The sequence below is a fragment of the Brevundimonas sp. genome, from assembly GCF_016742135.1.
In the GTDB taxonomy this organism is placed as follows: domain Bacteria; phylum Pseudomonadota; class Alphaproteobacteria; order Caulobacterales; family Caulobacteraceae; genus Brevundimonas.
On record NZ_JACVCG010000001.1, the window covers coordinates 29,355 to 53,398 of the forward strand.

At 68.6% G+C, this 24,044-nt stretch carries 23 protein-coding genes and 1 tRNA gene; 15 read left to right on the forward strand and 9 right to left on the reverse strand.

All coding sequences use genetic code 11. From position 1 onward, the window contains the following. The first annotated feature begins 4 nt into the window (after positions 1–4). Positions 5–532 carry a hypothetical protein gene (locus IBJ06_RS00195; protein ID WP_292156503.1) on the forward strand — a complete coding sequence of 176 codons (528 nt, stop codon included), beginning with the start codon at positions 5–7 and terminating at the stop codon, positions 530–532. On the opposite strand, the gene arfB is transcribed toward IBJ06_RS00195, so the two are convergent. Further along, entirely contained in the window at positions 529–930 is a 402-nt protein-coding gene (gene arfB / locus IBJ06_RS00200) for an alternative ribosome rescue aminoacyl-tRNA hydrolase ArfB (protein WP_292156504.1), read from the reverse strand. The two genes, IBJ06_RS00195 and arfB, sit on opposite strands and share 4 nt — an antisense overlap. Before the next feature lie 57 nt (positions 931–987). On the opposite strand from arfB, the gene IBJ06_RS00205 reads away from it, so the two are divergent. The 12 genes from IBJ06_RS00205 (at position 988) to gspM (ending at position 11,691) form a co-directional block, all read left to right on the forward strand. After that, a tRNA-Gly gene (locus IBJ06_RS00205) sits at positions 988–1,061 on the forward strand. Between the two features lie 210 nt (positions 1,062–1,271). Beyond that, complete coding sequence (locus IBJ06_RS00210) at positions 1,272–2,144, forward strand: type II secretion system protein N (RefSeq protein ID WP_292156505.1); 873 nt, start codon at positions 1,272–1,274, stop codon at positions 2,142–2,144. Further along, positions 2,141–4,192 (forward strand): type II secretion system secretin GspD, encoded by a 2,052-nt coding sequence (gene gspD / locus IBJ06_RS00215; protein WP_292156506.1) that lies wholly within the window; start codon positions 2,141–2,143, stop codon positions 4,190–4,192. The genes IBJ06_RS00210 and gspD overlap by 4 nt, the downstream gene beginning before the upstream one ends. Before the next feature lie 4 nt (positions 4,193–4,196). Continuing rightward, positions 4,197–5,702, forward strand: a complete 1,506-nt coding sequence (gene gspE, locus IBJ06_RS00220; RefSeq protein ID WP_292156507.1) for a type II secretion system ATPase GspE — start codon at positions 4,197–4,199, stop codon at positions 5,700–5,702. Continuing rightward, a complete protein-coding gene (gene gspF, locus IBJ06_RS00225) occupies positions 5,702–6,916 on the forward strand; it encodes a type II secretion system inner membrane protein GspF (protein WP_292156508.1) in 1,215 nt (404 codons plus the stop codon). Before gspE ends, gspF begins: the two co-directional genes overlap by 1 nt. 166 nt (positions 6,917–7,082) lie before the next feature. Continuing rightward, positions 7,083–7,496, forward strand: coding sequence for a type II secretion system major pseudopilin GspG (gene gspG / locus IBJ06_RS00230; protein WP_292156509.1), 414 nt, complete (start codon positions 7,083–7,085; stop codon positions 7,494–7,496). A 133-nt stretch (positions 7,497–7,629) separates the two neighbouring features. Beyond that, a complete protein-coding gene (locus IBJ06_RS00235; RefSeq protein WP_292156510.1) occupies positions 7,630–8,046 on the forward strand; it encodes a GspH/FimT family pseudopilin in 417 nt (138 codons plus the stop codon). A 112-nt stretch (positions 8,047–8,158) separates the two neighbouring features. Then, on the forward strand, positions 8,159–8,542 hold the full coding sequence (gspI, locus tag IBJ06_RS00240) for a type II secretion system minor pseudopilin GspI (RefSeq protein ID WP_292156511.1): 384 nt from the start codon (positions 8,159–8,161) through the stop codon (positions 8,540–8,542). After that, positions 8,542–9,138: a type II secretion system minor pseudopilin GspJ gene (gene gspJ, locus IBJ06_RS00245; RefSeq protein WP_292156512.1), complete on the forward strand. Its 597-nt coding sequence runs from the start codon at positions 8,542–8,544 to the stop codon at positions 9,136–9,138. Before gspI ends, gspJ begins: the two co-directional genes overlap by 1 nt. Further along, on the forward strand, positions 9,135–10,121 hold the full coding sequence (gene gspK / locus IBJ06_RS00250; protein WP_292156513.1) for a type II secretion system minor pseudopilin GspK: 987 nt from the start codon (positions 9,135–9,137) through the stop codon (positions 10,119–10,121). The genes gspJ and gspK overlap by 4 nt, the downstream gene beginning before the upstream one ends. Continuing rightward, positions 10,118–11,227 (forward strand): type II secretion system protein GspL, encoded by a 1,110-nt coding sequence (gene gspL, locus IBJ06_RS00255; protein WP_292156514.1) that lies wholly within the window; start codon positions 10,118–10,120, stop codon positions 11,225–11,227. The genes gspK and gspL overlap by 4 nt, the downstream gene beginning before the upstream one ends. Continuing rightward, the gene (gene gspM / locus IBJ06_RS00260; protein WP_292156515.1) at positions 11,224–11,691 is read left to right on the forward strand and encodes a type II secretion system protein GspM; all 468 of its coding nucleotides are present in this window, start codon (positions 11,224–11,226) and stop codon (positions 11,689–11,691) included. Before gspL ends, gspM begins: the two co-directional genes overlap by 4 nt. On the opposite strand, the gene IBJ06_RS00265 is transcribed toward gspM, so the two are convergent. The 8 genes from IBJ06_RS00265 to IBJ06_RS00300 all read right to left on the reverse strand — a co-directional run bounded on the left by IBJ06_RS00265 (position 11,658) and on the right by IBJ06_RS00300 (position 22,503). Further along, on the reverse strand, positions 11,658–13,343 hold the full coding sequence (locus tag IBJ06_RS00265; protein ID WP_292156516.1) for an amidohydrolase: 1,686 nt from the start codon (positions 13,341–13,343) through the stop codon (positions 11,658–11,660). The genes gspM and IBJ06_RS00265 overlap by 34 nt on opposite strands. Before the next feature lie 46 nt (positions 13,344–13,389). Further along, complete coding sequence (locus IBJ06_RS00270; RefSeq protein WP_292156517.1) at positions 13,390–13,593, reverse strand: hypothetical protein; 204 nt, start codon at positions 13,591–13,593, stop codon at positions 13,390–13,392. 359 nt (positions 13,594–13,952) lie between these two features. Then, positions 13,953–14,561 carry a hypothetical protein gene (locus IBJ06_RS00275; protein ID WP_292156518.1) on the reverse strand — a complete coding sequence of 203 codons (609 nt, stop codon included), beginning with the start codon at positions 14,559–14,561 and terminating at the stop codon, positions 13,953–13,955. A 134-nt stretch (positions 14,562–14,695) separates the two neighbouring features. After that, a complete protein-coding gene (locus IBJ06_RS00280; RefSeq protein ID WP_292156519.1) occupies positions 14,696–15,496 on the reverse strand; it encodes a DpnI domain-containing protein in 801 nt (266 codons plus the stop codon). Between the two features lie 28 nt (positions 15,497–15,524). Further along, positions 15,525–15,743, reverse strand: coding sequence for a hypothetical protein (locus tag IBJ06_RS00285; RefSeq protein WP_292156520.1), 219 nt, complete (start codon positions 15,741–15,743; stop codon positions 15,525–15,527). 5 nt (positions 15,744–15,748) lie between these two features. Continuing rightward, positions 15,749–17,707 carry an AAA family ATPase gene (locus IBJ06_RS00290; protein ID WP_292156521.1) on the reverse strand — a complete coding sequence of 653 codons (1,959 nt, stop codon included), beginning with the start codon at positions 17,705–17,707 and terminating at the stop codon, positions 15,749–15,751. Positions 17,708–17,833: 126 nt separating this feature from the next. Continuing rightward, positions 17,834–20,062 carry an excinuclease ABC subunit UvrB gene (gene uvrB / locus IBJ06_RS00295; RefSeq protein WP_292157251.1) on the reverse strand — a complete coding sequence of 743 codons (2,229 nt, stop codon included), beginning with the start codon at positions 20,060–20,062 and terminating at the stop codon, positions 17,834–17,836. A gap of 155 nt (positions 20,063–20,217) precedes the next feature. Next, entirely contained in the window at positions 20,218–22,503 is a 2,286-nt protein-coding gene (locus tag IBJ06_RS00300; protein WP_292156522.1) for a TonB-dependent receptor, read from the reverse strand. Between the two features lie 135 nt (positions 22,504–22,638). Here IBJ06_RS00300 and IBJ06_RS00305 point away from each other — a divergent pair, with 135 nt between their 5' ends. Both IBJ06_RS00305 and IBJ06_RS00310 read left to right on the forward strand, forming a co-directional pair. Continuing rightward, entirely contained in the window at positions 22,639–23,385 is a 747-nt protein-coding gene (locus IBJ06_RS00305; RefSeq protein ID WP_292156523.1) for an extensin family protein, read from the forward strand. A 349-nt stretch (positions 23,386–23,734) separates the two neighbouring features. Continuing rightward, positions 23,735–24,034, forward strand: coding sequence for a helix-turn-helix transcriptional regulator (locus tag IBJ06_RS00310; protein ID WP_209120614.1), 300 nt, complete (start codon positions 23,735–23,737; stop codon positions 24,032–24,034). Positions 24,035–24,044 lie beyond the last annotated feature (10 nt).

Below are 24,044 nucleotides of genomic sequence, written 5' to 3' on the forward strand. Positions count from 1 at the left end.
AGGCATGCATACCCCCCGACAGACCCTGATAACGGGCGCGATCCTCGCGCTGGTCGCCGGCCTGATGGCGACTCCGGCCCTGGCCCAGCAGACCCCGCCTGCCCCGGACAGTGACGTGGCGGCCGCCCGCCTGCCCAATGCCTTTGACGGCACCCCGCGCACCGCCCCGCCGGTGGCCGTCCAGCAAACTCCCACGGCCGAGGCCCCGGACGTGGCGCGCGGTCGGGAGACCCTGACGGCCGTCATTGCGGATGCCCAGGACGGCAGCCTCGATTTCACCGGTTTCACCGACGACGTCGCCGACCGCCTGCGCCCGGTTGAGGCCGAGCTGACGGCGGCCATCCAGAGCTTCGGCGCGCTGGAATCCATCGCCTATGTCGGTCATCAGAACGGGGCCGACATGTTCGAGGTCCGTTTCGAGAGCCTGCTGACCCAGTGGGTGATCGGCTTTGACGGCGACGACCGCATCGCCGTCCTGCTGTTCCGCGAAGCCCCCGACGAGGCCCCTCCGGCCCCGTCTTCCGGAAACTAATCCGCGTCCGGACGCCCGCGACCGCTCTTGATCTGCGCGCGGCGGGTCTTGGCCTGCAGCCGCCGTTCCTTTGACGCCCGCGTCGGGCGGGTGGCGATGCGAGGGCGCGGCGGCGGCGTCACCGAATCGATCAGGGCATGCAGCCGATCGACGGCGTCCTGCCGGTTTCGCTCCTGCGTCCTGAACCGGGTGGCCGTCAGCACCAGGATACCGTCCAGCGTCAGTCGCCGTCCCGCCGCCTTCAGCAACCGCGCCCGCACCCCCTCCGGCAGGCTGGGCGAGCGCGCGACGTCAAACCGCAGTTCCACCGCCGTCGCCACCTTGTTGACGTTCTGACCCCCCGGCCCCCCGGCACGAAAGAACCGGAACTCTAGCTCACTTTCGCCGATACGGATCATTCGGCCAGTCTAGCGCGCCGCACGCGCCCGGACTATGGTCCGCCCGACCGCCGCCTTGCGGGTGTAGCTCAATGGTAGAGCAGCAGCTTCCCAAGCTGACGACGAGGGTTCGATTCCCTTCACCCGCTCCAGCGCCCGTGTTCTCCGACGCACGATGACGGCCCCGCGACACTGGCTCCGCATCCGGAACAATCTTCGCGATTCATACGCGGCATTGTCATCAAGCCGCGCGGGCTGGCGGGGGCGGGTCCGGGGTAAGAGCATCCGCGATCGGAGCGGATGAGACCCATCCGTCATCTGAAGATGTCGGGGCCCGGTTCGGGTCGGCGGGGCGAGTGTCGGTGATCCGCAGCGTATCCATCCTTGAGGTCTGGCCCTCCGCCTGGCCCGTCGTCGGGGCGGGACGGCGGGCGGGTGTCGCGCGCCCGCGAGGCCCGGGGTTGCGACGGGGTGTCGAACTGGTGATCGCGGCCCTGATCCTGATCCAGGTCGTGCGACTGGTGATGCTGGTCGGGGCGCCCGATGCCGGGGTGCAGGCGGCAGGGAACCAGGCCCCGCCCGACACCGGCGTGCTGTCGCGGTTTGATGCCTTCTTCCACACCGGCGAACGCAGCAGTCTGGCGGGCATGACCCAGGCGGGCAGCGAGCAACTGCGGCTGTTCGGGGTCAGGGCCGGTGAGGGCGGGGGCGGGTCGGCCATTCTCGGCCTGCCGGATGGCACCCAGCTGTCGGTCGGGGTGGGAGAGGAAATCCAGCCCGGGCTGGTGCTGCGCGCCGTAGCCCCGGATCATGTGACGGTCGCCCGGGGCAGCTCGGTCAGCCGCATCGATTTCGGCGAGGTGCCGGTCGGGGCCGCCAGCGTGCCGCCGCCGCCCGCGACGCCGCAGGTGGTGGCCCCGCCCGGCCCGCCTGCATCCCGGCCCGAGGCCACCGTCGTCGACCCGGCCCGCCTGATGGCCGAGGCGGGTCTTCGCCCCCGTATGCAGGGCCTGTCGGTCAACGGCTTTACCGTCATGGCACGGGGCCAGAGCGCCGACCTTCAGGCCGCCGGTCTTCGCGCCGGGGATGTCATCCTGTCCGTCAACGGCATTGCCCTGGACGGCCCCTCGGCCATCAACCGCCTGCGCACTGATCTGGCCGAGGCGCCAGAGGCCGTCATCCGCTTCGAGCGCGACGGCACCCCCCAGACCACCACCGTAAGGACCCGCCCGTGATCCGGTCGTCATCCAGACTGTTCGGCCGTGTGGCCGCCCTGATGCTCGCGGCGCTTGTCGTGCAGGTCGTGCTGCCCGTGGCGCAGGCCCATTCGCAGGAGCGCCAGATCCTGAATGTGCAGGGTGCCGACATCCGCGCCTTCATTCAGGACATCGCCCGTTCGACCGGACGCACCTTCATCGTCGACCCCTCGGTGACCGGCACGGTGACGGTGACCAGCGACCGGGCCCTGACCCCGGCCGAGACCTATGAGGTGTTCCTGTCGACCCTGCGGGCCAATGGTCTGGTGGTCATTCCGACCGCGTCGGGGGCCTACCGCATCGCCCCGGCCCAGGGCGCGGCCCAGGGTCCGGCCTCCGTGGGCTCGGAACGGTTCGCGACCGAGGTCTTCCAGTTGCACCACATCGACGCCGCCTCGGCCGCCGAGACCATCCGCCCTCTGGTCGGGCCGCAGGGGCAGGTGCTGGCCAATCCCAACAGCAACACCGTGGTGGTCGCCGACTTCGCCGACAATCTGGCGCGGGTGCGCGCCCTGATCGCCCGCATCGATGTGGACCGCACCGACATTGTGGTCGTCACCCTCGAGAACTCCTCGGCGCGCGAGATCGCGGCCGTGCTGGCCGAAGTGCTGGCCCCGGTCGGCGGTCAGGCGGGGCAGGGGCTGGTCAAGGTGACGGCGGTCGAGAGCTCCAACTCCATCGTGCTGCGCGGCGAACCGGCGGCGCTGGTCCGGGTACAGTCGCTGATCTTCGACCTCGACCAGCGGGCCCTGACCTCGGCCGATGTGCGGGTGATCTTCCTCCAGCATATCGATGCCGAGCAGCTGTTGCCGGTGCTGCAGCAGATCGTCGGCCAGCCGGTCACGCCGTCGTCGGCCTCGGGCGTGCAACCGGTCGAGGGGGGCGAGGCGGCGGCCGCGTCCCTCGCCCCGGGCCAGCGCGCCACCATTGCCCGCTATCCCGGGGCCAATGCCCTGGTGATCTCGGCCCCGCCCGAAACCCAGCGCATGCTCGGCGATGTCATCGCGCAGCTGGACCGCCGCCGCCAGCAGGTGCTGATTGAGGCCATCGTCGTCGAACTGTCCGACAATGCCGTGCGCGAACTGGGGGTCCAGTGGCTGCTGGCGGGCGAGGACGGCAATCCGATCCTGGCCACTAACTATTCGCAACGCGCGGCGCCCCTGCTGTCGATCGGCGGTGCCCTGGCCGGTCGTGACCTGGACGAGGACGATCCCCTGCGCGACGAGCTGGCCAAGGCGGCGCTGAACGGCCTGCTGGGCGCCAATGGCTTCATCGGGGGCGGCGGTGGCCGGGTCGGCGACGCCCTGTTCGGCTTCATCATCAATGCGGCCAGGTCCGATGCCGGATCGAACCTGCTGCAGACGCCCTCGCTGATGACCCTCGACAATGAAGAGGCGACCATCCTGGTCGGGCAGGAAGTGCCGATCACCACGGGCGAGACCCTGCTGAACGGCAATACCAATCCGTTCCGGACCACCCAGCGGCAGGACATCGGCGTCAAACTGGTGGTCCGGCCCCAGATCAATGCGGGGGGCTCGGTCACCCTGTTCATCCGCCAGGAAGTGTCGAGCATCAACGGCATCCTCAGCAGCAACGCCGGCGACCTGATCCTCGACAAGCGCGAGCTGGAGACGACGCTGGTGGTCGATGACGGCGATATCGCGGTCGCCGGGGGCTTGCTGGACCAGAACGACCGCATCTCCATGGACCGGGTGCCCTATCTGTCGGACGTGCCGCTGATCGGGGGCCTGTTCCGCTCGGAAAGCCGCCAGCGCGGGCGCACCAATCTGATGATCTTCATCCGCCCGACCATCATCCGCAGCCCGGCCGATGCCCAGCGCCTGACCGCCGACCGCTGGGGCTATATGCGCCAGGAGCAGCTACGCGTCGCCCCGGGGCAGGAGCCCAGCCTCGACGAGCTGATCCGCGATTATATCCGCACCCAGCCGCCGGTGCCTCCGCAGTACCTCGAGACCGCCCCGGTCGCTCCGGTCGACGGCGGCACCCTGCCGCCGCTTCAGCCCTGATCCCATGACGATGCTGGCCGACCCCACCCTCAGTTATGCCTTTGCCAAGCGCCACGGCGTGGTGGTGACGGAGCGCGGCGACATGGCGGTCGTGGCCCTGCGCGAGGGGGCCGATCCACTGGCGCTGGCCGAGGCCCGGCGCGTGCTGGGGTGTCCGCTGAAGGTCGAGTCGGTCAGCCGCAGCGCCTTCGACCGCCTGCTGTCCGAAGCCTATGCCGGCGATCCGGTGGCGGGCTCGCACGGCGGGGACGACCTGGCCCTGCCCGGTGGTCTGGACAGTCTGGTTGACGAGATCCCGGCCGCCGCCGACCTGCTGGACACCACGGACGATGCGCCGGTGATCCGCCTGATCAATGGCCTGATCGCCGAGGCGGTGCGTGCGGGGGCGTCCGACATCCACCTCGAGCCCTATGAGCAGGCGCTGGTGGTGCGCATGCGGGTCGATGGCGTGCTCAAGGAGGCCCTCAGCCTCAGCCCGCGACTGACCCCCGTGGTGGTGTCGCGGATCAAGGTGATGGCGCGGCTCGACATCGCCGAACGGCGCATCCCGCAGGACGGACGCATCCCGCTGGCGCTGGGCGGCAAGACGTTGGATGTGCGCGTCTCGACCCTGCCGTCGCGGGCCGGGGAACGGGTGGTGCTGCGTATCCTCGACAAGGATCAGGCGGGTCTGGGCCTGCGTGATCTCGGCATGGATGAGGGCACGCTTGCTGCCTACGAATCTGCGCTGGCCGAGCCGAACGGCATCCTGCTGGTCACCGGTCCGACAGGCTCGGGCAAGACCACCACCCTCTATGCCGGCCTGTCGCTACTGAACACCGGCACGCGCAACATCCTGACGGTCGAGGATCCGGTCGAATACGCGGTCGAGGGCGTCGGCCAGACCCAGGTCAATGCCAAGGTCGGCATGACCTTTGCCGCCGGGCTGCGGGCCATCCTGCGTCAGGACCCCGACGTGGTCATGGTCGGCGAGATCCGCGACGTCGAGACCGCCTCGATTGCCGTTCAGGCCGCCCTGACCGGTCACCTCGTGCTGTCGACCGTCCACACCAATGATGCGGCGGGCGCCGTGACCCGCCTGCGCGACATGGGGGTCGAGCCCTTCCTGCTGGCCTCGACCCTGCGCCTGATCATGGCCCAGCGGCTGGTGCGGCGCCTGTGCCCCCATTGCCATACGCCCGAGGTGGCCGATGCGGCGACCGCGCGGCTGGTCGGCATTGCGGCGGGCCAGACGGTCTGGCGCCCCACGGGCTGCGATCACTGCAACCAGTCCGGCTATGTCGGCCGCGTCGGCCTGTATGAGACGATCCGCGTCACCGACACCCTGCGTCGGCTGATCACCACCGGCGCCGACGAAGCCGCCATCAATGCCGAAGCGCTCGGGGACGGTCGCACACTGGCCGGTCAGGCGCGGGCCCTGGTGCTGGAGGGCACGACCTCGGTCGAGGAGGCGCTGCATGTCACCCGCACCCGGTCCGAGGACCTGCCGGCGATCGAGGCGGTGGCCTGATGCCCCGCTTCGACTATGTGGCCGTGGACGGCGGGGGGCGCACCGTCAGGGGCAGTGTCGAGGCCCCCAATCTGGAGGCTGCCCGCGATCAGGTTGGCCGCAAGCAGTTGATGTCGCTGGAGGTCCAGCCCGGGCGAGGCATCTCCCGATCCGATACTACGAAGAGCGGCGGGGGGACGAAGCTGGACGCCCGGTCGCTGGCGCTCGCCACCCGCCAGCTGGCCACCCTGATCTCGGTCGTGCCGGTCGAGGAGGCCGTGCGCACCCTCGCCCTTCAGGCCGAAAAGCCGAAGGTGCGCCGCTGTCTGGAGGCGGTGCATCAGGGGGTGGTCGAGGGCCGCCGCCTGTCCGAGGCCATGGGCGAACAGGGCCGGGCCTTTCCGCCGCTGTACCGCGCCATGGTGGCGGCGGGCGAGTCCTCGGGCGCACTGCAGCCGATCCTCGAGCGGCTGGCCGACGGGCTGGAGCGCGAGCAGGAGGTGCGCGGCAAGGTCATCACCGCCCTCGTCTATCCGGCGGCACTGGCGGTCGTGGCGCTGGCCGTGATCACCGCCCTGATGACCTTCGTCGTGCCCAGGGTGGTCGACCAGTTCTCCAGTATGAATCAGGACCTGCCCCTGCTGACGCGGATCATCATCGGCATCTCCCACGCGTTGCGCGACTGGGGCTGGGTGGCGGCCCTTGTGCTGGTCTGTGCGGGAGCGCTGGCCGGTCTTGCCCTGCGTCGCCCGGCTCTCAGGCTGAAGGCTGACACCCTTTTGCTGCGTCTGCCGATCACGGGACGGCTGACACGCGACCTGCATGCGGCGCGCATGGCCCGCACCCTCTCGACCATGATCGCCTCGGGCCTGCCGGTGCTGGAAGGGCTGAACCTGACCGCGCGCACGGTCTCGAACACCCGGCTGGCCGCCGCCACCCGCGTCATGGCCGATGTGGTCCGCGAGGGCGGCTCGCTGGCCGGGGCGATGCGCCGGGCCGATGTGTTTCCGCCCCTGCTGGTGCACATGACCGCCTCGGGCGAGGGGGCCGGGCGGCTGGAGCCCCTGCTGGACCGCGCCGCCGACTATATGGAACGCGAGTTCGCCACCTTTACCGCCGTGATGCTCAGCCTGCTGGAGCCCGGCATCATCATCGTCATGGGCGGGGTGGTGGCGCTGATCGTCCTGTCGATCCTTCTTCCGATCCTTCAGATCAACACCCTGGCCATGGGATGACATCATGACCCACACCCGCGAACATCAGATCCTCCCCCGTCCTTCACGGGGGAGGGGGACCACCCGCAGGGTGGTGGAGGGGGCGACCCTCAAGCGCCGGCGTCCGGGTTCCGCCCCCTCCACCGCTCCGCGGTCCCCCTCCCCCGAAGCTGCGCGTCGGGGGAGGATGGGATTCACCCTCGTCGAGATGATGGTCACCATCGTCATCATCGGCCTGCTGGCGACGGTGGTCGTCATCAACGTCCTGCCCAGCCAGGACAAGGCCATGGTCGGCAAGGCCCGCGCCGATCTGGCCACGCTGGAAAATGCGCTGGAGCAATACCGGCTGGACATGCTGGCCTTCCCGACGACGCGCGAGGGGCTGTCGGCCCTGACGACGGTGCCGTCCGGCTCGCCGCGCGCCGACCGCTATCGCACCGGGGGCTACATCCGTCGCCTGCCGGAAGACCCGTGGGGCAATCCCTATCAGTACCGCCGCGAGAGCCAGCACGGTCAGGCTTTCGACGTCTTCTCATACGGTGCCGACGGCAAGCCGGGAGGCGAGGGCAATGACGCCGACATCGGCAACTGGCAGGGCTGAGATCCTCCCCTGCGAAGCGGGGGAGGGGGACCACAGAGTGGAGGAGGGGGCGGAACCCGGACACCGCCGCTTGCCGGTCGCCCCCTCCACCCCCCTTCGGGCGGTCCCCCTCCCCCGTGAAGGACGGGGGAGGATGGGCTTCACCCTCGTCGAGATGATGGTGACGGTTGCCGTTATCGGGCTGGCGGCGACGGCCGTGGTGCTGGCCGCACCCGACCCCACACCCCGCCTGCCGGTCGAGGCCGAGCGGCTGGCGGCGCGACTGGTGCGTGCGCGTGAGGAGGCCATCCTGACCAACCGGCCGGTCGCGGTCGACATCGGCGCAGACGGCTATGGCTTTCGCGTGCGGGCCGAGGACGGCTGGACGCCCCTGACCGAGGGCCCGTTCGACCGTGTGGCGTGGGAAGGCGGCACGCGCGTCGCGCCGGAGACGACCGTGCTGTTCGACCCGGTCGGTCTGGCCGAACCGGCGCGGCTGTCGCTCAGCCGGGACCGCGCGCGGGCCACGGTCACGGTCGATCTGGCCGGAGAGGTGCATGTTGGGAGCTAGACTCTTCCCTCACCTCCGTTCATCCCCGCGGAAGCGGGGAGCCAGAGCTTTGGGTGCAAGGGCCCTGCGCTGCGCGGATGCTGCCCAGAACTGGGTTCCCGCTTCCGCGGGAATGAGCGGAAGATTTTTTCTGCGACGTCGCCGCAGGTCAGGCTTCACCCTGATCGAGATGATGGTGGCGCTGGCGGTCTTCAGCCTGGCAGCGCTGGCCCTGCTGCGCATGACGACCGAGAACACCCGCACCGCCGGTGAGCTGGAGACGCGGACCCTGGCCGGCATCGTCGCCGACAATCTGGCGGTTGAGACGCTTGTGGCGGTCGACCCGCCCGCACCCGGGGAGACGGCGGGCGAGACCGATCTGGGCGGGCGGCGCTGGATGTGGCGCCGGATCGTCAGCGGCACGGGCGACCCGGCCCTGCTGCGAATCGAGGTGCGCGTCTCGGACGACGGCGTGTGGACCTCGGCCGAGGCGGTGCTGTTCCGGGCGATGTCGTGATGGCGAGGCGGACCCGCGCGGGCTTCACCCTGACCGAGGTGCTGATCGCGCTCACGATCTTTGCCCTGATCGCGGCTGCGGGTACGGCGGTGATGGGGGTGTCGATCGACAGCCGCTTTACGGTCAAGGCCGCGTCCGAGCGTCTGGCTGAGGTGCAGCGCATGCGCGCCCTTCTGAAGGCCGATGTCAGTCAGGCCGTGGCGCGCCCGCTGGCGGGCGGCGACGGGCTTGTGCCGCTGCGCACCCGCGCTGCGGTCGGGGCCGACCCGACGCTGGTGCTGGCCCTGACCCGCACGGGGGCCGGTGCCGGGCTGGACGAGGACGGATCGGGCCTGATCGGCATCGAATATCATCTGGTCGAAGATCGGCTGGAGCGCCGCGTGCGTCCCCACCCCGATGCGCCGGGCTCGGGTGTGGTTCAGGTCGTCGCCACCGGCGTGACCGTGGCCGAGGCCTCCTTCGTCGCGCTGGGCGTCGACACGCCGGTGTTTGAACCGCGTCTTCGCCAGACCATGCCCGATGCCGTGCGCCTGCGCCTGACGATGGAGACCTATGGCCCTCTGGACCAACTGCTGCTGATCGGGAGCGGGCGATGAGGCGGACTCGCCGCGACCGCAAGGGCATGGCCCTCCTGACCGTGCTGCTGATGGTGACCGTCATGGCCGCCATCGCCGTGGCCCTGCTGGACGATGTGCGCTTCTCGACGCGGCGTGCCAGCAACCTCGCCTCGGTCGGTCAGGCCCAGTGGTATGCTCTGGGGGCCGAGGCTCTGGCACGCAAGCGGATCGAGCGCCTGATCCGGCAGGCGGGGTCGGTCACCCCGACCGAGCCGGACTGGAACGGTCGGCCCTTCGCCTTTCCGGTCGAGGCCGGGCAGATCACCGCCGTGGTCCGCGACGGTCAGGCCTGTTTCAATCTGAACAGTGTCGTCTCCGGGATCGAGGGGGCGTACGTCGTCCGTCCGCGCGGGGCCGAACAGCTGGTGGCGCTTGGCCGGGCGCTGGGTGTCGACGAGGGCCGGATGCGGGCCGTCGCCGAGGCCCTGACCGACTGGATCGACAGCGACCAGACGCCCCTGCCGCGCGGGGCCGAGACCGCCGCCTATGCGGGTCGCGAGACGCCGCTGCGCACCCCCGGCGCCCTGCTGCTGGAGGCGGGCGAACTGCGCCTGATCCGGGGTGTGGACGCCGAGGTCTATGGCCGGTTGCGGCCCTTCGTCTGCGCCCTGCCGACCCCCGACCTGTCGCCGATCAATCCGAACACCCTGAGCGTCGACGACGCGCCCCTGCTGGTGATGCTGAGCGAGGGGCGGCTCAATCCCGCCCGGGCGCGGGCCGCCATCGCTGCCCGGCCCCGTGGGGGCTGGCGCGACATCGGCGCCTTCTGGAGCCAGCCCGCGCTGGCCGAGGCCACGCCGGCTTCCGAGGTCTATGACCAGCTGACGCTGACGACGCGCTATTTCGCCTTTCGCAGCGACGTCGATTTCGCGGGCGCCCGGGTGACGCGCACCGCCCTGTTCCGAACCTTTCCTGATGGCCGTGTCGAAACGGTCGTCCATCGCTGGACCGCTGACCGATGAGCCGAAGCCGCCTGGTGCTGATCCCCGCCGACGGCAGCGATCCTGCCCCCTTCCTGATGCTCGATGCCGACGGGCGGGTGCTGGAGCGTGGCCATCTATCGCCCGAGGCCCCGGCCCTGCCCGGCGCACGCGTGCGGACCGTGGTCGTGGTGCCCGGCGCCGATGTGCTGATCCGGTGGTTGACCCTGCCGGCCGGTCGTCCTGTCCAGCAGAGGGCGGCGGCCCTGTGGGCCCTGCGCGACGATCTGGCGGTCGACCCGGCCGGCATGCGGGTCGCCCTGGGTCCGGTCGAGGCGGACGGGTCGCGGCTGGTGGCGGCGGTCGATGACGCCCGTCTTGGCGAGTGGACCGGCCGTCTGGCGTCACTCGGTGTCGAGGGCGCGACCCTTGTGCCCGACTGTCTGGTGCCTGACGCGCCGGAGGAGGCGGACCGCCTGCGCAGTCTCGTCTTCGGTCCGGCGGTCGCCGTGCGGGGGCAGGGGCTGGCGGTTTCGGTCCAGCCCGATCTGGTGCCGGTGATCGCCGCCGGTCGCACCGTCGAGCCGATCGACAGCGAGGCCGCGGTCGAGGCCCGGCTGATCGCCACGGCGCTCGCCCCGCCCGTCGATCTGGGCGGCAGCGAGCGGCGGGCACCGGTGGGCGAAGGCTGGAAGGCGTGGCGGCTGGCGGGGGCCCTCGCGCTGGCCCTGCTGGTCTCGCCGCTGGTGCTGACGGCGGCCGCTGCGACCCGCGACGATCTGGCGGCCAGCCGTCTGCGCGACGATGCCGAGGCCCGGGCGCGGGTGCTGTTCCCCGACATGGCGACCGATGCCGATCCGCTGGCCGAGGCCGAGCGACGGCTGGCCCTGACCTCTCCCCCGGGCGGGGTGGCGGTGGTCGCCGCCGTGCTGTTCCAGGCGCTGGAGGGCGTGCCCGGGGCCGAGCTGGACAGTCTGACCGCCGATCCGGTGTCCGGGGTCAGGGCCACAGTCAGCTATACGGCGTTTCAGGATCTGGAGGCGATCCGCAGCGGGGTTGAGGCCCTGGGCCTGCGCATGGTCGAGGAGGCGACGCTGGAGGAGGGCGACCGCATCGCCAGCGACATCATCGTGGGAGTGGGGGCATGAGGGCGGTGACGGACTGGCTGGCGGGGCGGACGCCGCGCGAGCTGTGGATGCTGATCGGGCTCGCGGTGGTGGCGGGCGGTATCCTCGTCTTCTACGGCGTCGTTCAGCCGCTGAACGACTGGCGAGAGGCAGCGGCGGAGCGGCGGGCCGAGGCGACCGAGGCCACCCGGCTGATCGCGGCGGCGGAGGCGCGCATCCGGCCCGGTGCCACCTCCGACCCCGCGCGTCTGGCCGAGGTGGCCGGTCCGCTGGCCGAGGCGCAGGGACTGGCGGTCGAGCTGTCGCCCGGCGAGGACGGCGGCCTGGCGTTCAGCGCCCAACAGGCGCCCACGGCGGCGCTGTTCAGCTGGCTGGCCGCCCTGGAAGACCCGCACGGCATCGAGGCGGTCGCCATCAGCGTCACGGAAAACGCCGATGCAACGCTGCAGGCTCAGGGCCTGCTGGTGTCCTCTCCCGCCCGGTAGACCACCTCGCCGTCAACGATGGTCAGCACGGCCTTTGCGTTCGGCAGCTCGGCCTCGGGCGCGGTCATCAGGTCGATGTCAAAGGCGGTGAAGTCGGCGCGCTTGCCCGGCTCGATCGTGCCCAGCTCCTCCTCGCGGAAGCTGGCGTATGCCGGCCACAGGGTGAACATGTGCAGGGCCGTCATCCGGTCCACGGCCTCGTCCGGGCGCCAGTCCGGGCCCTGGAAGCCTGTCAGGTCGCGGCGGGCCACGGCGGCATAGAATTCGATGGCCGGATCGCCGCGCTCGACGGGGGCATCGGAGCCCCCGACCACGATCACGCCGAGATCCACGAGGCTGTGCCAGGCATAGGCGCCGTCGAGGCGGGCATCGCCCAGCCGGGCCGGGGCGAAATGCAGATCGCCGATGGCGTGGCTGGGCTGCATCGAGGCGATGATCGGCAGGTCCACGAACCAGCGGTAACCCTGGGGCCGCAGGATCTGGGCATGCTCGATCCGCCAGCGCACATCCTCGCCGTTTGGACGTTCCGAGGCGGGCACAGCCTCCAGCGCCTCGGCGTACCAGTCGGCGACGGAGGCATTGCCCCGGTCGCCGATGGCGTGGGTGGCGATCTGGATGCCTGAGCGCAGCGCGGCCTCATAGACGGGCACGGCCGCCGCGCCGTCGATCTGCATCAGGCCGGTGGTGTCGGGCCGGTCGGCATAGGGTTCGAACAGGGCCGCCCCGCGCGAGCCCAGCGCTCCGTCGGCATACATCTTGACCGCCCTCGTCACGACCCGCCCGTCGGCGACCGAGCGGGGGCCCGAGGCGAACAGGGCCTGGGCGCCGTCGGGCGTGACGCTGTTGTAGACGCGGATCGACGCCTCGCCCGCTCCGGCCATGTCCTCCAGCAGGGGCACATCCCCCCAGGGCGCGCTCATGAAATGGATGCCGGTCCAGCCATAGCGGGCATAGACGGCAAAGCCTGCGCGATACATCTCGCGCCGCGTGGCCTCGGTCGGCGGCGGGATCAGGCCCGCGACCAGCGCCTCGGCCGCATCGACCAGCAGGCCCGTCGGCTGGCCGTTCTCGTCCTTGAGGATCTCGCCGCCCGCCGGGGCCACGGTCGAGGCATCGATGCCCGCCGCAGCCAGAGCCGCCGAGGAGGCCACCACCGCATGGCCATCGGCCCGGCCCAGCAGCACGATCCGACCGGGCGCCGCCGCATCCAGATCGGCGGCGGTCAGGAACCGCCCCTCGGGCCAGTGGGTCTCGATCCAGCCGCGCCCGATGATCGGCCCCTCGGGGTGCGCCACCGCCCAGGCCTCCAGCCGCACCATGGCCTCATCGACCGAGGCCGACCCCTCGAGGTTCAGCGTCATCTCGCGCGCGCCGATGCCGTCGAGGTGCGCATGGCCATCGGTAAAGCCGGGGAACAGGGCCGCGCCGTCAAGGTCGATGACCGGCACCCCCGCATGATCGGGCAGGCCCGCCTCGGCCCCGACAAAGACGATCCGCCCGTCCCGCACCAGCACCACCTCGGCCGAGGGGGTGGCCACCACCCCCGTATGGATCGGCCCGCCCCGGATCAGCATGTCCTGGGCCAGGGCCGCGCCGGGCACCGCAAGCAGCAGGGCGGAGACGAGGGCGGAAAGCGGGAGTAAAGGGCGCATGGTCACCTCACGGGATCGGGACCTCCGGGGTGCAACCGTTGCCGCGTCAGGTCAAGTCGGGACGCTCATCCGCGTCGGGAAGCTCATAGCCGGGCCGTGGCGGCAGGCCCCGCGCCGCCCGCTTCCGCGCCAGCGCCGCCCGGTGATGGTCCATCCGGCTTTTCAGCTCGGCTTGCAGGGCCGCGAACTCTTCGGGGGAGCAATCGTCTTCCGGGTCGGGAGCCGGGCGGGCGGTGCGGGGATGCGGCATGGGCGGGGGTCCTTTTGTTGAAAGGGGAGGCGGGCGGTCATACCTCCCCCCTCGGGGGAGGGGAACCGCGAAGCGGTGGAGGGGGCCGACGCGGGGCATCGGCGCCCGAGTGGCAGACGGCGGCGCTGCCCCCTCCACCCTCCTTCGCCCTGCGGGCTGCGGACGGTCCCCCTCCCCCAGAGGGGAGGAATTTGGGAACGGGCATGCCTCTACGCCCCTGCCGGTTCCGGCAGCGGTGGGGAGGACGGCGGGACGCCGGGCCTTCGCCCGGAGGTTCTATGGTTTACCGTTTCGACGAAGACTGACGCCCCGCGCAGACGGTTTTCCGGGAGCTTGCGTCGGGTGGCCGTGTTCGGGCCTTACCCCGCCCCATCCCCCTTTGGCCCGTCTCGCCTCACCGGGACCGGCACATGCGGCGCCACCCCGGGCGGCAGGCCGTGGTCCTCGCGCCAGGCCTCGCGGTTGGCCGACAGCACCAGCTCGTCGATCCACCACAGCGGCAGCAGCTTTCCGTCCTCGCGCCACAGCGCCAGGTCAAGCCCTCGCCCGGCGATCCAGGCCCGGTCTGCCGCGATCACGGCCTCACCCAGATGGTCCGCCCGCCAGTGCAGCACAAAGGCCAGATGCCAGATCGGCGTGCCCTCCAGCGAGCCGCCCGTCATCGCCTTGCACAGCTGTTCAGCCAGCGCCCGCGCCTCCAGCCGCTGATGCTCGAACCGCGCCAGCGCCGCCTCCGCATGCCGGTCCCAGCCCTCCACAGGCTCCGGCCGGGGATCGGCGGGCTTGCGACGGCTCCATCCTTCGGAGGCCCGCCGCCGCCACAGGTTCGCCAGCCCCACATCATAGCGCCGCGCCAGCGAGGCCCCGGTCTCCCCCGCCTCCCACGCCCGCCGCACCTCGGCCCAGGTATCATCCGACCGGATTTTCGGCCCGCGCGGGGTGTGCGGCTCGTCGTCGAAATAGTCCATGGGCCGGAGGCTAGGCACCGGGTGCGTCAGGAGCGGACGTGGGGTGCTACCCGTCTCCTCCCCATCTCAGATGGGGAGGGGGACCCTGCGAAGCCTTGGCGAAGCAGGGTGGAGGGGAAAACGACGGCACAACTTCAGCCGAGCGCCCGCCGATACGTTCCGCGTCGTTCGGTGAACTCCAGCCAGCCCCGGTCGCGTAGCACCTGTAGCTGCTGCCTGATCTTGGGCCGGACATTGTTGTTGTCGGGATAGAGGGCCGACAGGGTCGCCTCGTGGGCATAGACCTCGTCGATATCGAACTCGGCCTTCCCGACCGCCTCGACCGCCGTCATGACGGCCAGCAGCCAGCCGCGCGCTTTCAGGCTGGTGTCCTTCAGGAACAGGGTCGATTGCCAGCGCGACAGCACCTCGCCCTTGGGCACAGGCGCGCCGCCGGTGACCAGCGGGATGCGCCCCGACACCGGCACCTGACCGATCAGGATGTGACACCCGACCCAAGGATTGCTGCGCCCCCTGGGCAGGGTCGGGTTCTTCTTCTCGATGATCTCGGGCGTGAAGAAATGCTTCGGCACGACGATCAGGTCCGTGACCCTCGATGCCGCCCTGTCATAGCTCATCGCAAACAGGCTGGGATTATTACGCGCCGACAGCCGCTTCATCATGGCGCCATAGGCGCCGTCCAGAATCTTCGGCCCCAGACGCCCGCCCTTGGCCTTCAGCTCGAATTCCTCGGCGCAGTCCTCACAGACGAAATCCCCGACGGGTGAATTGTTCGGCAGGGGGCGCAGCCGCGCCGCGCCGCAGGCCGGACAGAACATATGCGCCGCGACCCAGCCCTCGCTCTGCGCGCGAATGTTCTGCGTCGGCCCCTTGAAGACGGCCTGTTCCTCGGCAAAGCCGAAGGGTGGGCTCCAGGGGGGATCGTCTTCGGCCATGGATGGACCATGGCCGGGGAAGGGTTAGTCAGCCCTTACCGCGCGAATAGCCGTCTATGTCATCGCCCTGATCGTCGATGGCCGACATGCGAACGGCGTCGAACTCCGTCACGCCCTGCTGCTGCCAGGTGACGGGCGTAAGCCCCTCAAAGACCAGATCGACGGCCTCCTCGGCGGACCCGGCCTCCACCTCGCAGGTGTAGTCGACGTAGGCATCCACGCGGGACAGGATGGTGAACTTCGGCATAAGCGTCAGAGGAGGTCGTTAAGCGCTCCAAACAGCCTTTCAAACCGGTCCAAGGAGTCCGGGCTTTCCTCCATCAACTTGAGCGCTTGGTTCGGGTTCTCGAAAAACCATGAGGCAGGCGTGAAATGATCGAAATCTGGCCACGACGGGCGAAGACGGAATACGCCCTCCACCATCTTCACGATGCGCTCTGATTTCGGTTCAACCTCACTGAAGTCCGCCGTTTTCAGCTTCGGCTTCAGCAATGAACCGTACGCCGCATTGACGATATCAACGTAGATTTTCTCGCCAAAGAAATCTTCTATGTCCGAGTGCTCATTCTCGACGAAGTCACTGGTTGTGAAAAAATGTCCCGCGTTCAAAATGTTCGATGACAGAATCTGCTCGACCTTCCGACGGTCAGTCGGTCCAAAATCCGACAGCGCAGCGACATGGAGACCGTTCCCGCCAAATAGCGATACAAAAGGCTGAAGCTTATCTATGCCGCCCGAGGGGCATATGACCCATCTTGGATCGAGGCTCACCCGATCAAGCTTCTTAAGGGCTTGGGATGCTGCTTTGAGGAAGAGAATGTCAGAGGGCCCTTCAACCAGAAGGGTGTGCTCGCCAATAAATAGCGACTGAGCAATGTCGTACCCGAGCGCCCCTTGAAGCGGAAACAAGGTGTCTCGATCCGTGGCCAGCGCGTCGGAACGGACCTTAGTTCCGAGAACCTCTAACCTTCCATTCGGCAGAGTTTTGATGACATCCTCAACCACTCGAACCGCAGCCAAGTCCTCGCTGGGAATCAGGAAGGGCGAGTGGGTAGTGAAGAGCACCTGATGGTGGGGCTTCAACTGCTCGTATATGTATCTCAGCAGGTCCCTTTGCGCCTTTCCATGTAGAGTAAGTCCTGGCTCGTCAAGAAGTATAATGACGTTTCCGTCTTCATTTTTTATCTGAGTAAATTCGACCAAGAATGAGAAAAACCAAATAAATCCTGCGCTACGCTCGGAAAACGGCACTGATGCGCGATGATTGGTGTTCTTTACGCGAGACCTTATTACAGTGCCTGTGTTGAATGGTGGGGCATCGCCTGGGCGACCTGGCGAGACATCTACTTCTACCTCGAGCGCGGTATTTTGGGACCAATACTCAAATATCTGATCCGTCAACCTGTTAGACGCCGCCTCGCACTCGGACTTCAGCTCTTCGTACCGCTCAGCCGCAGAAATATCTTCGAGGTCGGTACCTGCATATTCCAAGAACTGAAGAAATATCGCATCAGACCGAGACAGGCGCCCATTATCGCGATCTGCAAGAATTTTTTCTACCTGAACTTCACCGGACATGCGGTCGAAGTGAGAGAAAAGCTTAAAGCGTGGCGTCGTGGCATCCAGAATGTCTCGCGCTTTCGATAGTCCGCTATTCGCAGGAAAGCGCTTTAGTTCCTCTAGCAAAGCTTTCTGCTTATCGGTCGGTGAGGGCAGCTCTGACAGGACCTTTGCCGCGACGGCCGTGGTGGAAACGTCTTTAAGCGGGCCAGCTTCAACTACATCAAAACGATGTTGCTTCAGCATGTTATCAAGGATCGCCTTATCATTTATCGGCAACAGCCAGCTTGTGTGCTTGCTGCCGTACGACTTTGAGATCGTCACTGTACCACCAGTATAGACCCCTTCCCCAAGCGTGGCCTTGATCTTGGCGATTTCCGACTCCGTCAAAGACCATTGGGACTCGCAGACTACCGCTTCCTTTCCGCCGTGACGCTGCCGGTACTCTGCTCGGAAACGTCTCGGATAATCGATGACCTTGTCGTACTCCTTCTCCTCTTCCCCGTAGGGTCGGAGTTGATGGAGTGCATTCAGGATAGCGGTCTTCCCTGCCTCGTTTTTTCCGACGAGACATGTCACATCGCCGATGCTGAACTCTTCCGAATCCTCAACGGAACGGTAGTTCTGAATGTGGACCTTGTTCAGTCTCATCGCGCCCTCGCATTAAGAGGGCGTCATGCTTCACGAATAACATCAGTTGGTCAAGCGGACGTTCACTTTTTGTGCTAGGCTCTATCGGTCCCCGCCTGTCCGCGCCTTTGATCCGGCTATCCCCCCCTACAACCGCCCCTTCCTGAACGCCTCCGCCTTCTCCGCCGCAGCCTCGGCCCGCCAGCGTTTGGGGGCGGACTTGTCGACCTCCTCGCCCACGCCGGTCAGCATTTCGTTGGCGAACTCCAGGTCGAGGGCCTTCATCCGTTTGATTTCGTCTCTCAGCCGTGCCGCCTCCTCGAACTCGAGGTTGGCGGCGGCCTCGCGCATCTTCGCCTCCATGTCCTTGAGGGCGGCCTGGAAGTTGGAGCCGGTGAAGGGTTTGGCCTCTTCCTTAAGGCCGGGGGCGGTCAGGCGGTCCATCGCGCGGCTCTCATAGGGGCTGGCGAGGATCTCCTTGATGTCGCGGCGGACGGACTCGGGCGTGATGCCGTGTTCGGTGTTGTAGGCGACCTGTTTCTCGCGGCGGCGGTTGGTCTCGGCGATGGCGCGCTCCATCGAGCCGGTGGTCTTGTCGGCATAGAGGATGACGCGGCCGTCGACGTTGCGGGCGGCTCTACCGATCGTCTGGATCAGGGAGGTTTCGGAGCGGAGGAAGCCCTCCTTGTCCGCATCGAGGATGGCGACCAGGCCGCATTCGGGGATGTCGAGCCCCTCGCGCAGCAGGTTGATGCCGATCAGGACGTCAAAGGCGCCGAGGCGGAGGTCGCGCAGGATCTCGATGCGCTCCAGGGTGTCGACGTCGGAGTGCATATAGCGGACGCGGACGCCCTGTTCGTGCATGTATTCCGTCAGGTCCTCGGCCATCTTCTTGGTGAGGACGGTGACGAGGGAGCGGTAGCCGGCGCGGGCGGTGGCCTTGACCTCATCGATGACGTCATCGACCTGGTTGCGGGTGGGGTCGCTGACGGGGCGGATCTCGACCGGCGGGTCGATCAGGCCGGTGGGGCGGATGACCTGTTCGACAAAGACGCCGCCGGTCTGGGCCATTTCCCACGGGCCGGGGGTGGCCGAGACGTGGACCGTCTGGGGCCGCATGGCGTCCCACTCCTCGAACTTGAGCGGGCGGTTGTCGATGCAGGAGGGCAGGCGGAAGCCGTATTCGGCCAGCGTCGACTTCCGCTTGTAGTCGCCGCGGAACATGCCGTTGATCTGGCCGATGGTGACGTGGCTCTCGTCGACGAACAGCAGGGCGTTGTCGGGGATGTATTCGAAGAAGGTGGGCGGGGGCTCGCCGGGCGCGCGGCCGGTCAGCCAGCGGCTGTAGTTCTCGATGCCGGCACAGGCGCCGGTGGCCTCCATCATCTCGAGGTCGAAGCGGGTGCGCTGTTCCAGCCGCTGGGCCTCCAGCAGCTTGCCGTTCTCGTTCATCCAGTCGAGCGTCTCCTTCAGCTCGGCCTTGATGCCGTCGATGGCCTGTTTCAGCGTCGGGCGCGGGGTGACGTAGTGGCTGGCGGCATAGACGGTGATGGTGTCGAGGTCGGCGGTCTTCTTGCCGGTCAGGGGGTCGAACTCGTGGATGGCCTCGATCTCGTCGCCGAACAGGCTGAGGCGCCAGGCGCGGTCCTCGAGGTGGACGGGGAAGATTTCGATGACGTCGCCGCGCTTCCTGAACATGCCGCGCTCGAACGTCAGGTCGTTGCGCTTGTACTGCAGCGCGATCAGGTCGGCGCGCAGCTTGGCCTCATCGATCTGGTCGCCGACGTTCAGGGTGAAGGTCATGGCCGTATAGGTCTCGACCGAGCCGATGCCGTAGATACAGCTGACCGAGGCCACCACGATCACATCGTCCCGCTCCAGAATGGCCCGCGTCGCCGCGTGCCGCATCCGGTCGATCTGCTCGTTTATCGAGCTGTCCTTCTCGATGTAGGTGTCCGTCCGGGGGACGTAGGCCTCGGGCTGGTAGTAGTCGTAGTAGGAGACGAAATACTCGACGGCGTTGTCGGGGAAGAAGGCCTTGAACTCGCTGTACAGCTGGGCGGCGAGGGTTTTGTTGGGGGCCAGGATCAGGGCCGGGCGCTGGGTCTGTTCGATGACCTTGGCCATGGTGAAGGTCTTGCCCGAGCCGGTCACGCCCAGCAGCACCTGATCGCGCTCGCCCTCGGCCGCCTGGGCCACCAGTTCAGCGATGGCGGCGGGCTGGTCGCCGGCGGGGGTGTATTTCGTCTCCAGCCGGAAGGGCCGCGAGACCTTGTCCGTCGGGCGCGAGGGCCGGTGCGGCACCCAGTCGGCCGGCGCGCCGGGCGCCTCCTCGGGCGTCAGGCGCGGGCCGGTGACCGGTGCGAACATGGGCATGGACCCGGGCGCGCCGGAAAAGGCCGCCGGGGCCTCGGACACACCGGTGACGGAACGCGACGATCGGGGAGAACGGGCCATGAACGGAAAGGTAGTGCGCCATGGCCCGCGCGGCTAGGGGGCCCGTGCGGCCAGGGGGCCCGCGCGGCCAGGGATCAGAACCTCAGGCGGATGCCGGCGGTGGCGAGGCGGGGCGCGCCGGGGCGGGCACCGGCGGGCGAGAAGCCGACGTTGTGGACCTCGTCCGTGACGTTCTGGACCGAGGCGAACAGGGTGGCCGAGGGGGTCACGTCCCAGTCGGCGGCCAGGTCCAGAAGGGTGCGCGCCTCGATCCGCTCGCCGTCGGGGATGGGGCCCGATCCGGCGACGGCACGGGCGTCCGAGACGCGGTTGACGGCGGCATTGACGCGCCAGCCGCCGAAGTCCAGCCCGCCCGTCAGGGTCAGCTGGTGGCGTGGCAGATAGGGGAGGGCGTCGCCCGAGGTGACATTGCCCCAGGGCTCATAGGCGGAGGTGAAGCTGGTCCGGAACTCCGCATCCGTCAGGGTATAGACCAGCGACAGCGGCACGCCGAAGCCGAGACCCATCGCATCGCCCGCGTCCCAGGCACCGGTGACCTCCAGCCCCGCGACCCGGACCTCGCCGCCCGAGAACTGGTCGCCGATGGTGCAGCCGCCGCTGGTCGAGGCGGTGCAGGTGCCCAGCAGATTGTCATAGGCATTGAGGTAGCCGATCGCCTCGAACGACAGGGCGCCGCGGTCGAAGCGGACGCCGGCCTCATAGTTCCAGGAGGTCTCCGGATCGACGCTGGAGCCGGGGCCCGGGTTGGCAAAGCCGCGATGGGCGCCGGCCACCAGCCGCACTTCGTCGGTCAGGTCGTACGTCAGGCCGAGGCCCGGCAGCCAGACGTCGACCTCGCTCTCGATCACGGCCGTGGGGGTGGTGCGCGACGGCGGACTGGTCGGATAGTTGGTGCGGGTCAGCGCGATGGTCTCATACCGCAGGCCGGGCGTGACGGTCAGGCGGTCGAGGGTGATCACGTCGCGCACGAAGAAGGCCCAGGCCTCGGCCTCGCCCACACGGTTGTCCTGGGCGCCGTCGACGCCGCGCGTGGTCAGGATCATGTCGCCGTCGTCCATGCGATAGACGTCGTCGCGCTGGAAGCGGTCCTCGGAATCGGTGTGCCAGCGGGCCGAGACCTCCAGCTGGTGGGTCAGGGCCCCGGTCGAGAAGCGGGCGGTCAGGACCGACTGGATGCCCTCGGACTCATAGGCCCGGTTGTTGTTGCGCACGCGCAGCGCCTGGGGTCCGCTGACGAAGCCGGGGTCGCCGCGCAGGATGGCCATCTGGGTCGGATAGGCGGTCGGATTGTCCAGCACGGACGAGATGCCGACCCAGCCGGTGCCGGACGTGTTGCGCACATCGTTCAGCTTGTACCAGGCGCGCGTGGTCTCGTTGCGATAGGCGGTGGTGGTCAGGTTCAGGCCGGGGCTGAGGTCGAGGCTGTACGTCAGCTGCAGGGTGCGGTGGTCGACATCCATGGCGTCGACCTGGCTGCCGGCATAGCGGCGGTACGGGGTGGCGGCGAAGTCGTCCAGCGTCAGGCCGAGGTAGGTCTCGTCCGAGTGCTCGTCCAGCTCCTGGTATTTGAACACCAGCGACTGGGCGCGGGCGGCACCGGGCGCGGTGCGCAGGCCCAGTTTGAGCACCCGGTCGTCGATGTCGAAGCCGGTCGGGCCGCCGTTGTCCAGATTCTTGAAGCCGTCGGACTGTTCGAGCAGCCACTCGGCCTGGGCCCCGAACTGCCAGCCGCTGTCGCCGAGGTCGCTCCAGCCGCCCAGAACGCCGTGACCACGGAAGGCGCCGTAGCTGCCGCCCGAGAGTGAGAAATAGCCGGACAGGTCATCGCCCTCGGTGCCGCCGATCGGGGTGGAGGTGAAGTTGATCGCGCCGCCCACGGTCAGGGGGCCGTATTTGATGGCGCCGGGGCCCTTGACCACCTCGACCCCGGTCATGCGGGCGATGCGCGGGAAATAGTAGGCGGCGGGCGCGGAATAGGGGGCCGGGGCGATCAGCACACCGTCCTCCATGACGGCCACGCGAGCCGAGCGGTCGGTGCCCGAGCCCCGGATGCCGATATTGGGCCGCAGGCCGAACCCTTCCTCGTCCTGGATGACCACGCCGGGCACCAGACGCAGCACGCGGTGGACATCGGTGTAGTCAAAGGTGCGCAGGGTCTCGTCGTCGAGGAAGGTGGCGGCCCCGCCCAGCGCGCGGGCCTGCTGACGCGAGCCGACCACGGTGATCGGGTCCAGCACCGTCGGATCTTCCGCTGACGCGCCCGCCAGCAGGACCGGTGTCGCCGCCGGAGCCTGGGCCAAAGCGGGGGCGGCGGCGAGCGTCAGGGCAAGGGCGGCGGTGGTGGTCAGCAGGCGGGTCACATGGGCTCCGAACGCGAGTAAGAATGACTATCAGTTGCGCGCTCCTAGTCCAGCTGGATGGCCGTTGCAAGTGCGGCGCAAGTGCGCAGGGCGCCTGGGCCGCGCCGCGCCGCGAATCCCGCTAGTCTGCACTTCATGAAACACGCTCGAGTGATTGCAGGACTGATGCTGCTGGTGCTGGCGTCGTGCGGGCGGGCCAATCCGCCGCCGCCGGGGTGGGGGGATCGGGGGCCCGTTGCCCAGCCGCCGGCCCATGCGCCGGTCAGCGTGCGGCTGGCGTCGGGACTGATCGACCAGCGGCCGGATCGCGGCATGCGCGAGCGGGTGGACGCTGCGGGGACGGACCTGGCGGTCTGTCGGGCCGAGCTGGAGGCGGCGCGGGTGACCTTTACCCCCGTGCCCGACCGGGTGGATTCGGAGACCTGTGGTCTGGCAGGAGCGGGCACTCTGGACATCGACCGGGGCACGGTGGCGCGCCTGTCGCCCGGGGGGCCGGTGATGACCTGCCAGACGGCGCTGGCGCTGTCGGTGTGGCGGCGGCAGGTGGTCGAGCCGGCGGCGCGCGAGATCTTCGGCCAGGACGTGGTCGATATCGTCCACTATGGCACCTATTCCTGCCGCTCGGTGTCGAACCGGCCGGGCGCGCGGCCCAGCGCCCATTCGCGCGCGGCGGCGGTGGACTTTGCCGGGGTCATCCTGCGCGACGGCACGCGGGTGATGGTCAAGCAGCACTGGTACGGCGACGGGCCCGAGGCGCGGTTCCTGAAGCGCATCCGCGACGAGGGCTGCTGGATCTTCGCCACCGTGCTGAGCCCGGATTATGACGCGCCGCATCAGGACCATCTGCACCTGGAGCCGGGGGGGCGGGCGTTTTGCAGATGAGCAGGGCCCTGACGCTCGCCGCGCGGCGGCTCGCTGCTTGAGGGCAGGTCTTGTTGCCCTATCGCTCCGCTCGCGGAGCCTCGCTGCTTGAGGGCGTGATGCCAGTGTTCTCTTTCCGCCTGATCTCCCCCAGCTCTCAGCGTCACCCTCGGGCTTGACCCGAGGGTCGGTGCGGGCAGGCTGGTAGCCGGGGTGGATGACACGATGCTCGGATCAAGTCCGAGCATGACGAGCCGGGTAGAAGTACGGCTCTTGACTCCCTCATACAGTATGCCCCATACACTGTGTGTCACACACTATGTGACGCGAGTGGAGTGGGCCCTTGGGCGAGACCGATCTTTATGAGGCGATGCGGCTGGAGCTCAGGCGGGGGTCGCTGGTGCTGGCGGTTCTGGCGCGGCTGAAGACCGAGCAGTACGGCTATTCCCTGCGCGTGGCGCTGGGCGAGGACGGGCTGGAGATGGAGGAATCGACCCTCTATCCGCTGCTGCGCCGGCTGGAGAGCCAGGGGCTGCTGACCAGCGAATGGCGCGAGGAAGAGCGCCGCAAGAAACGCTTTTACCGGCTGTCGCCTGCAGGCGAGGCCATGCTGGGCCGGCTTGAGGCCGAATGGCGCAGGCTGTCGGCCTCGCTGGACCGAATTCTGTGATCACGGAGGG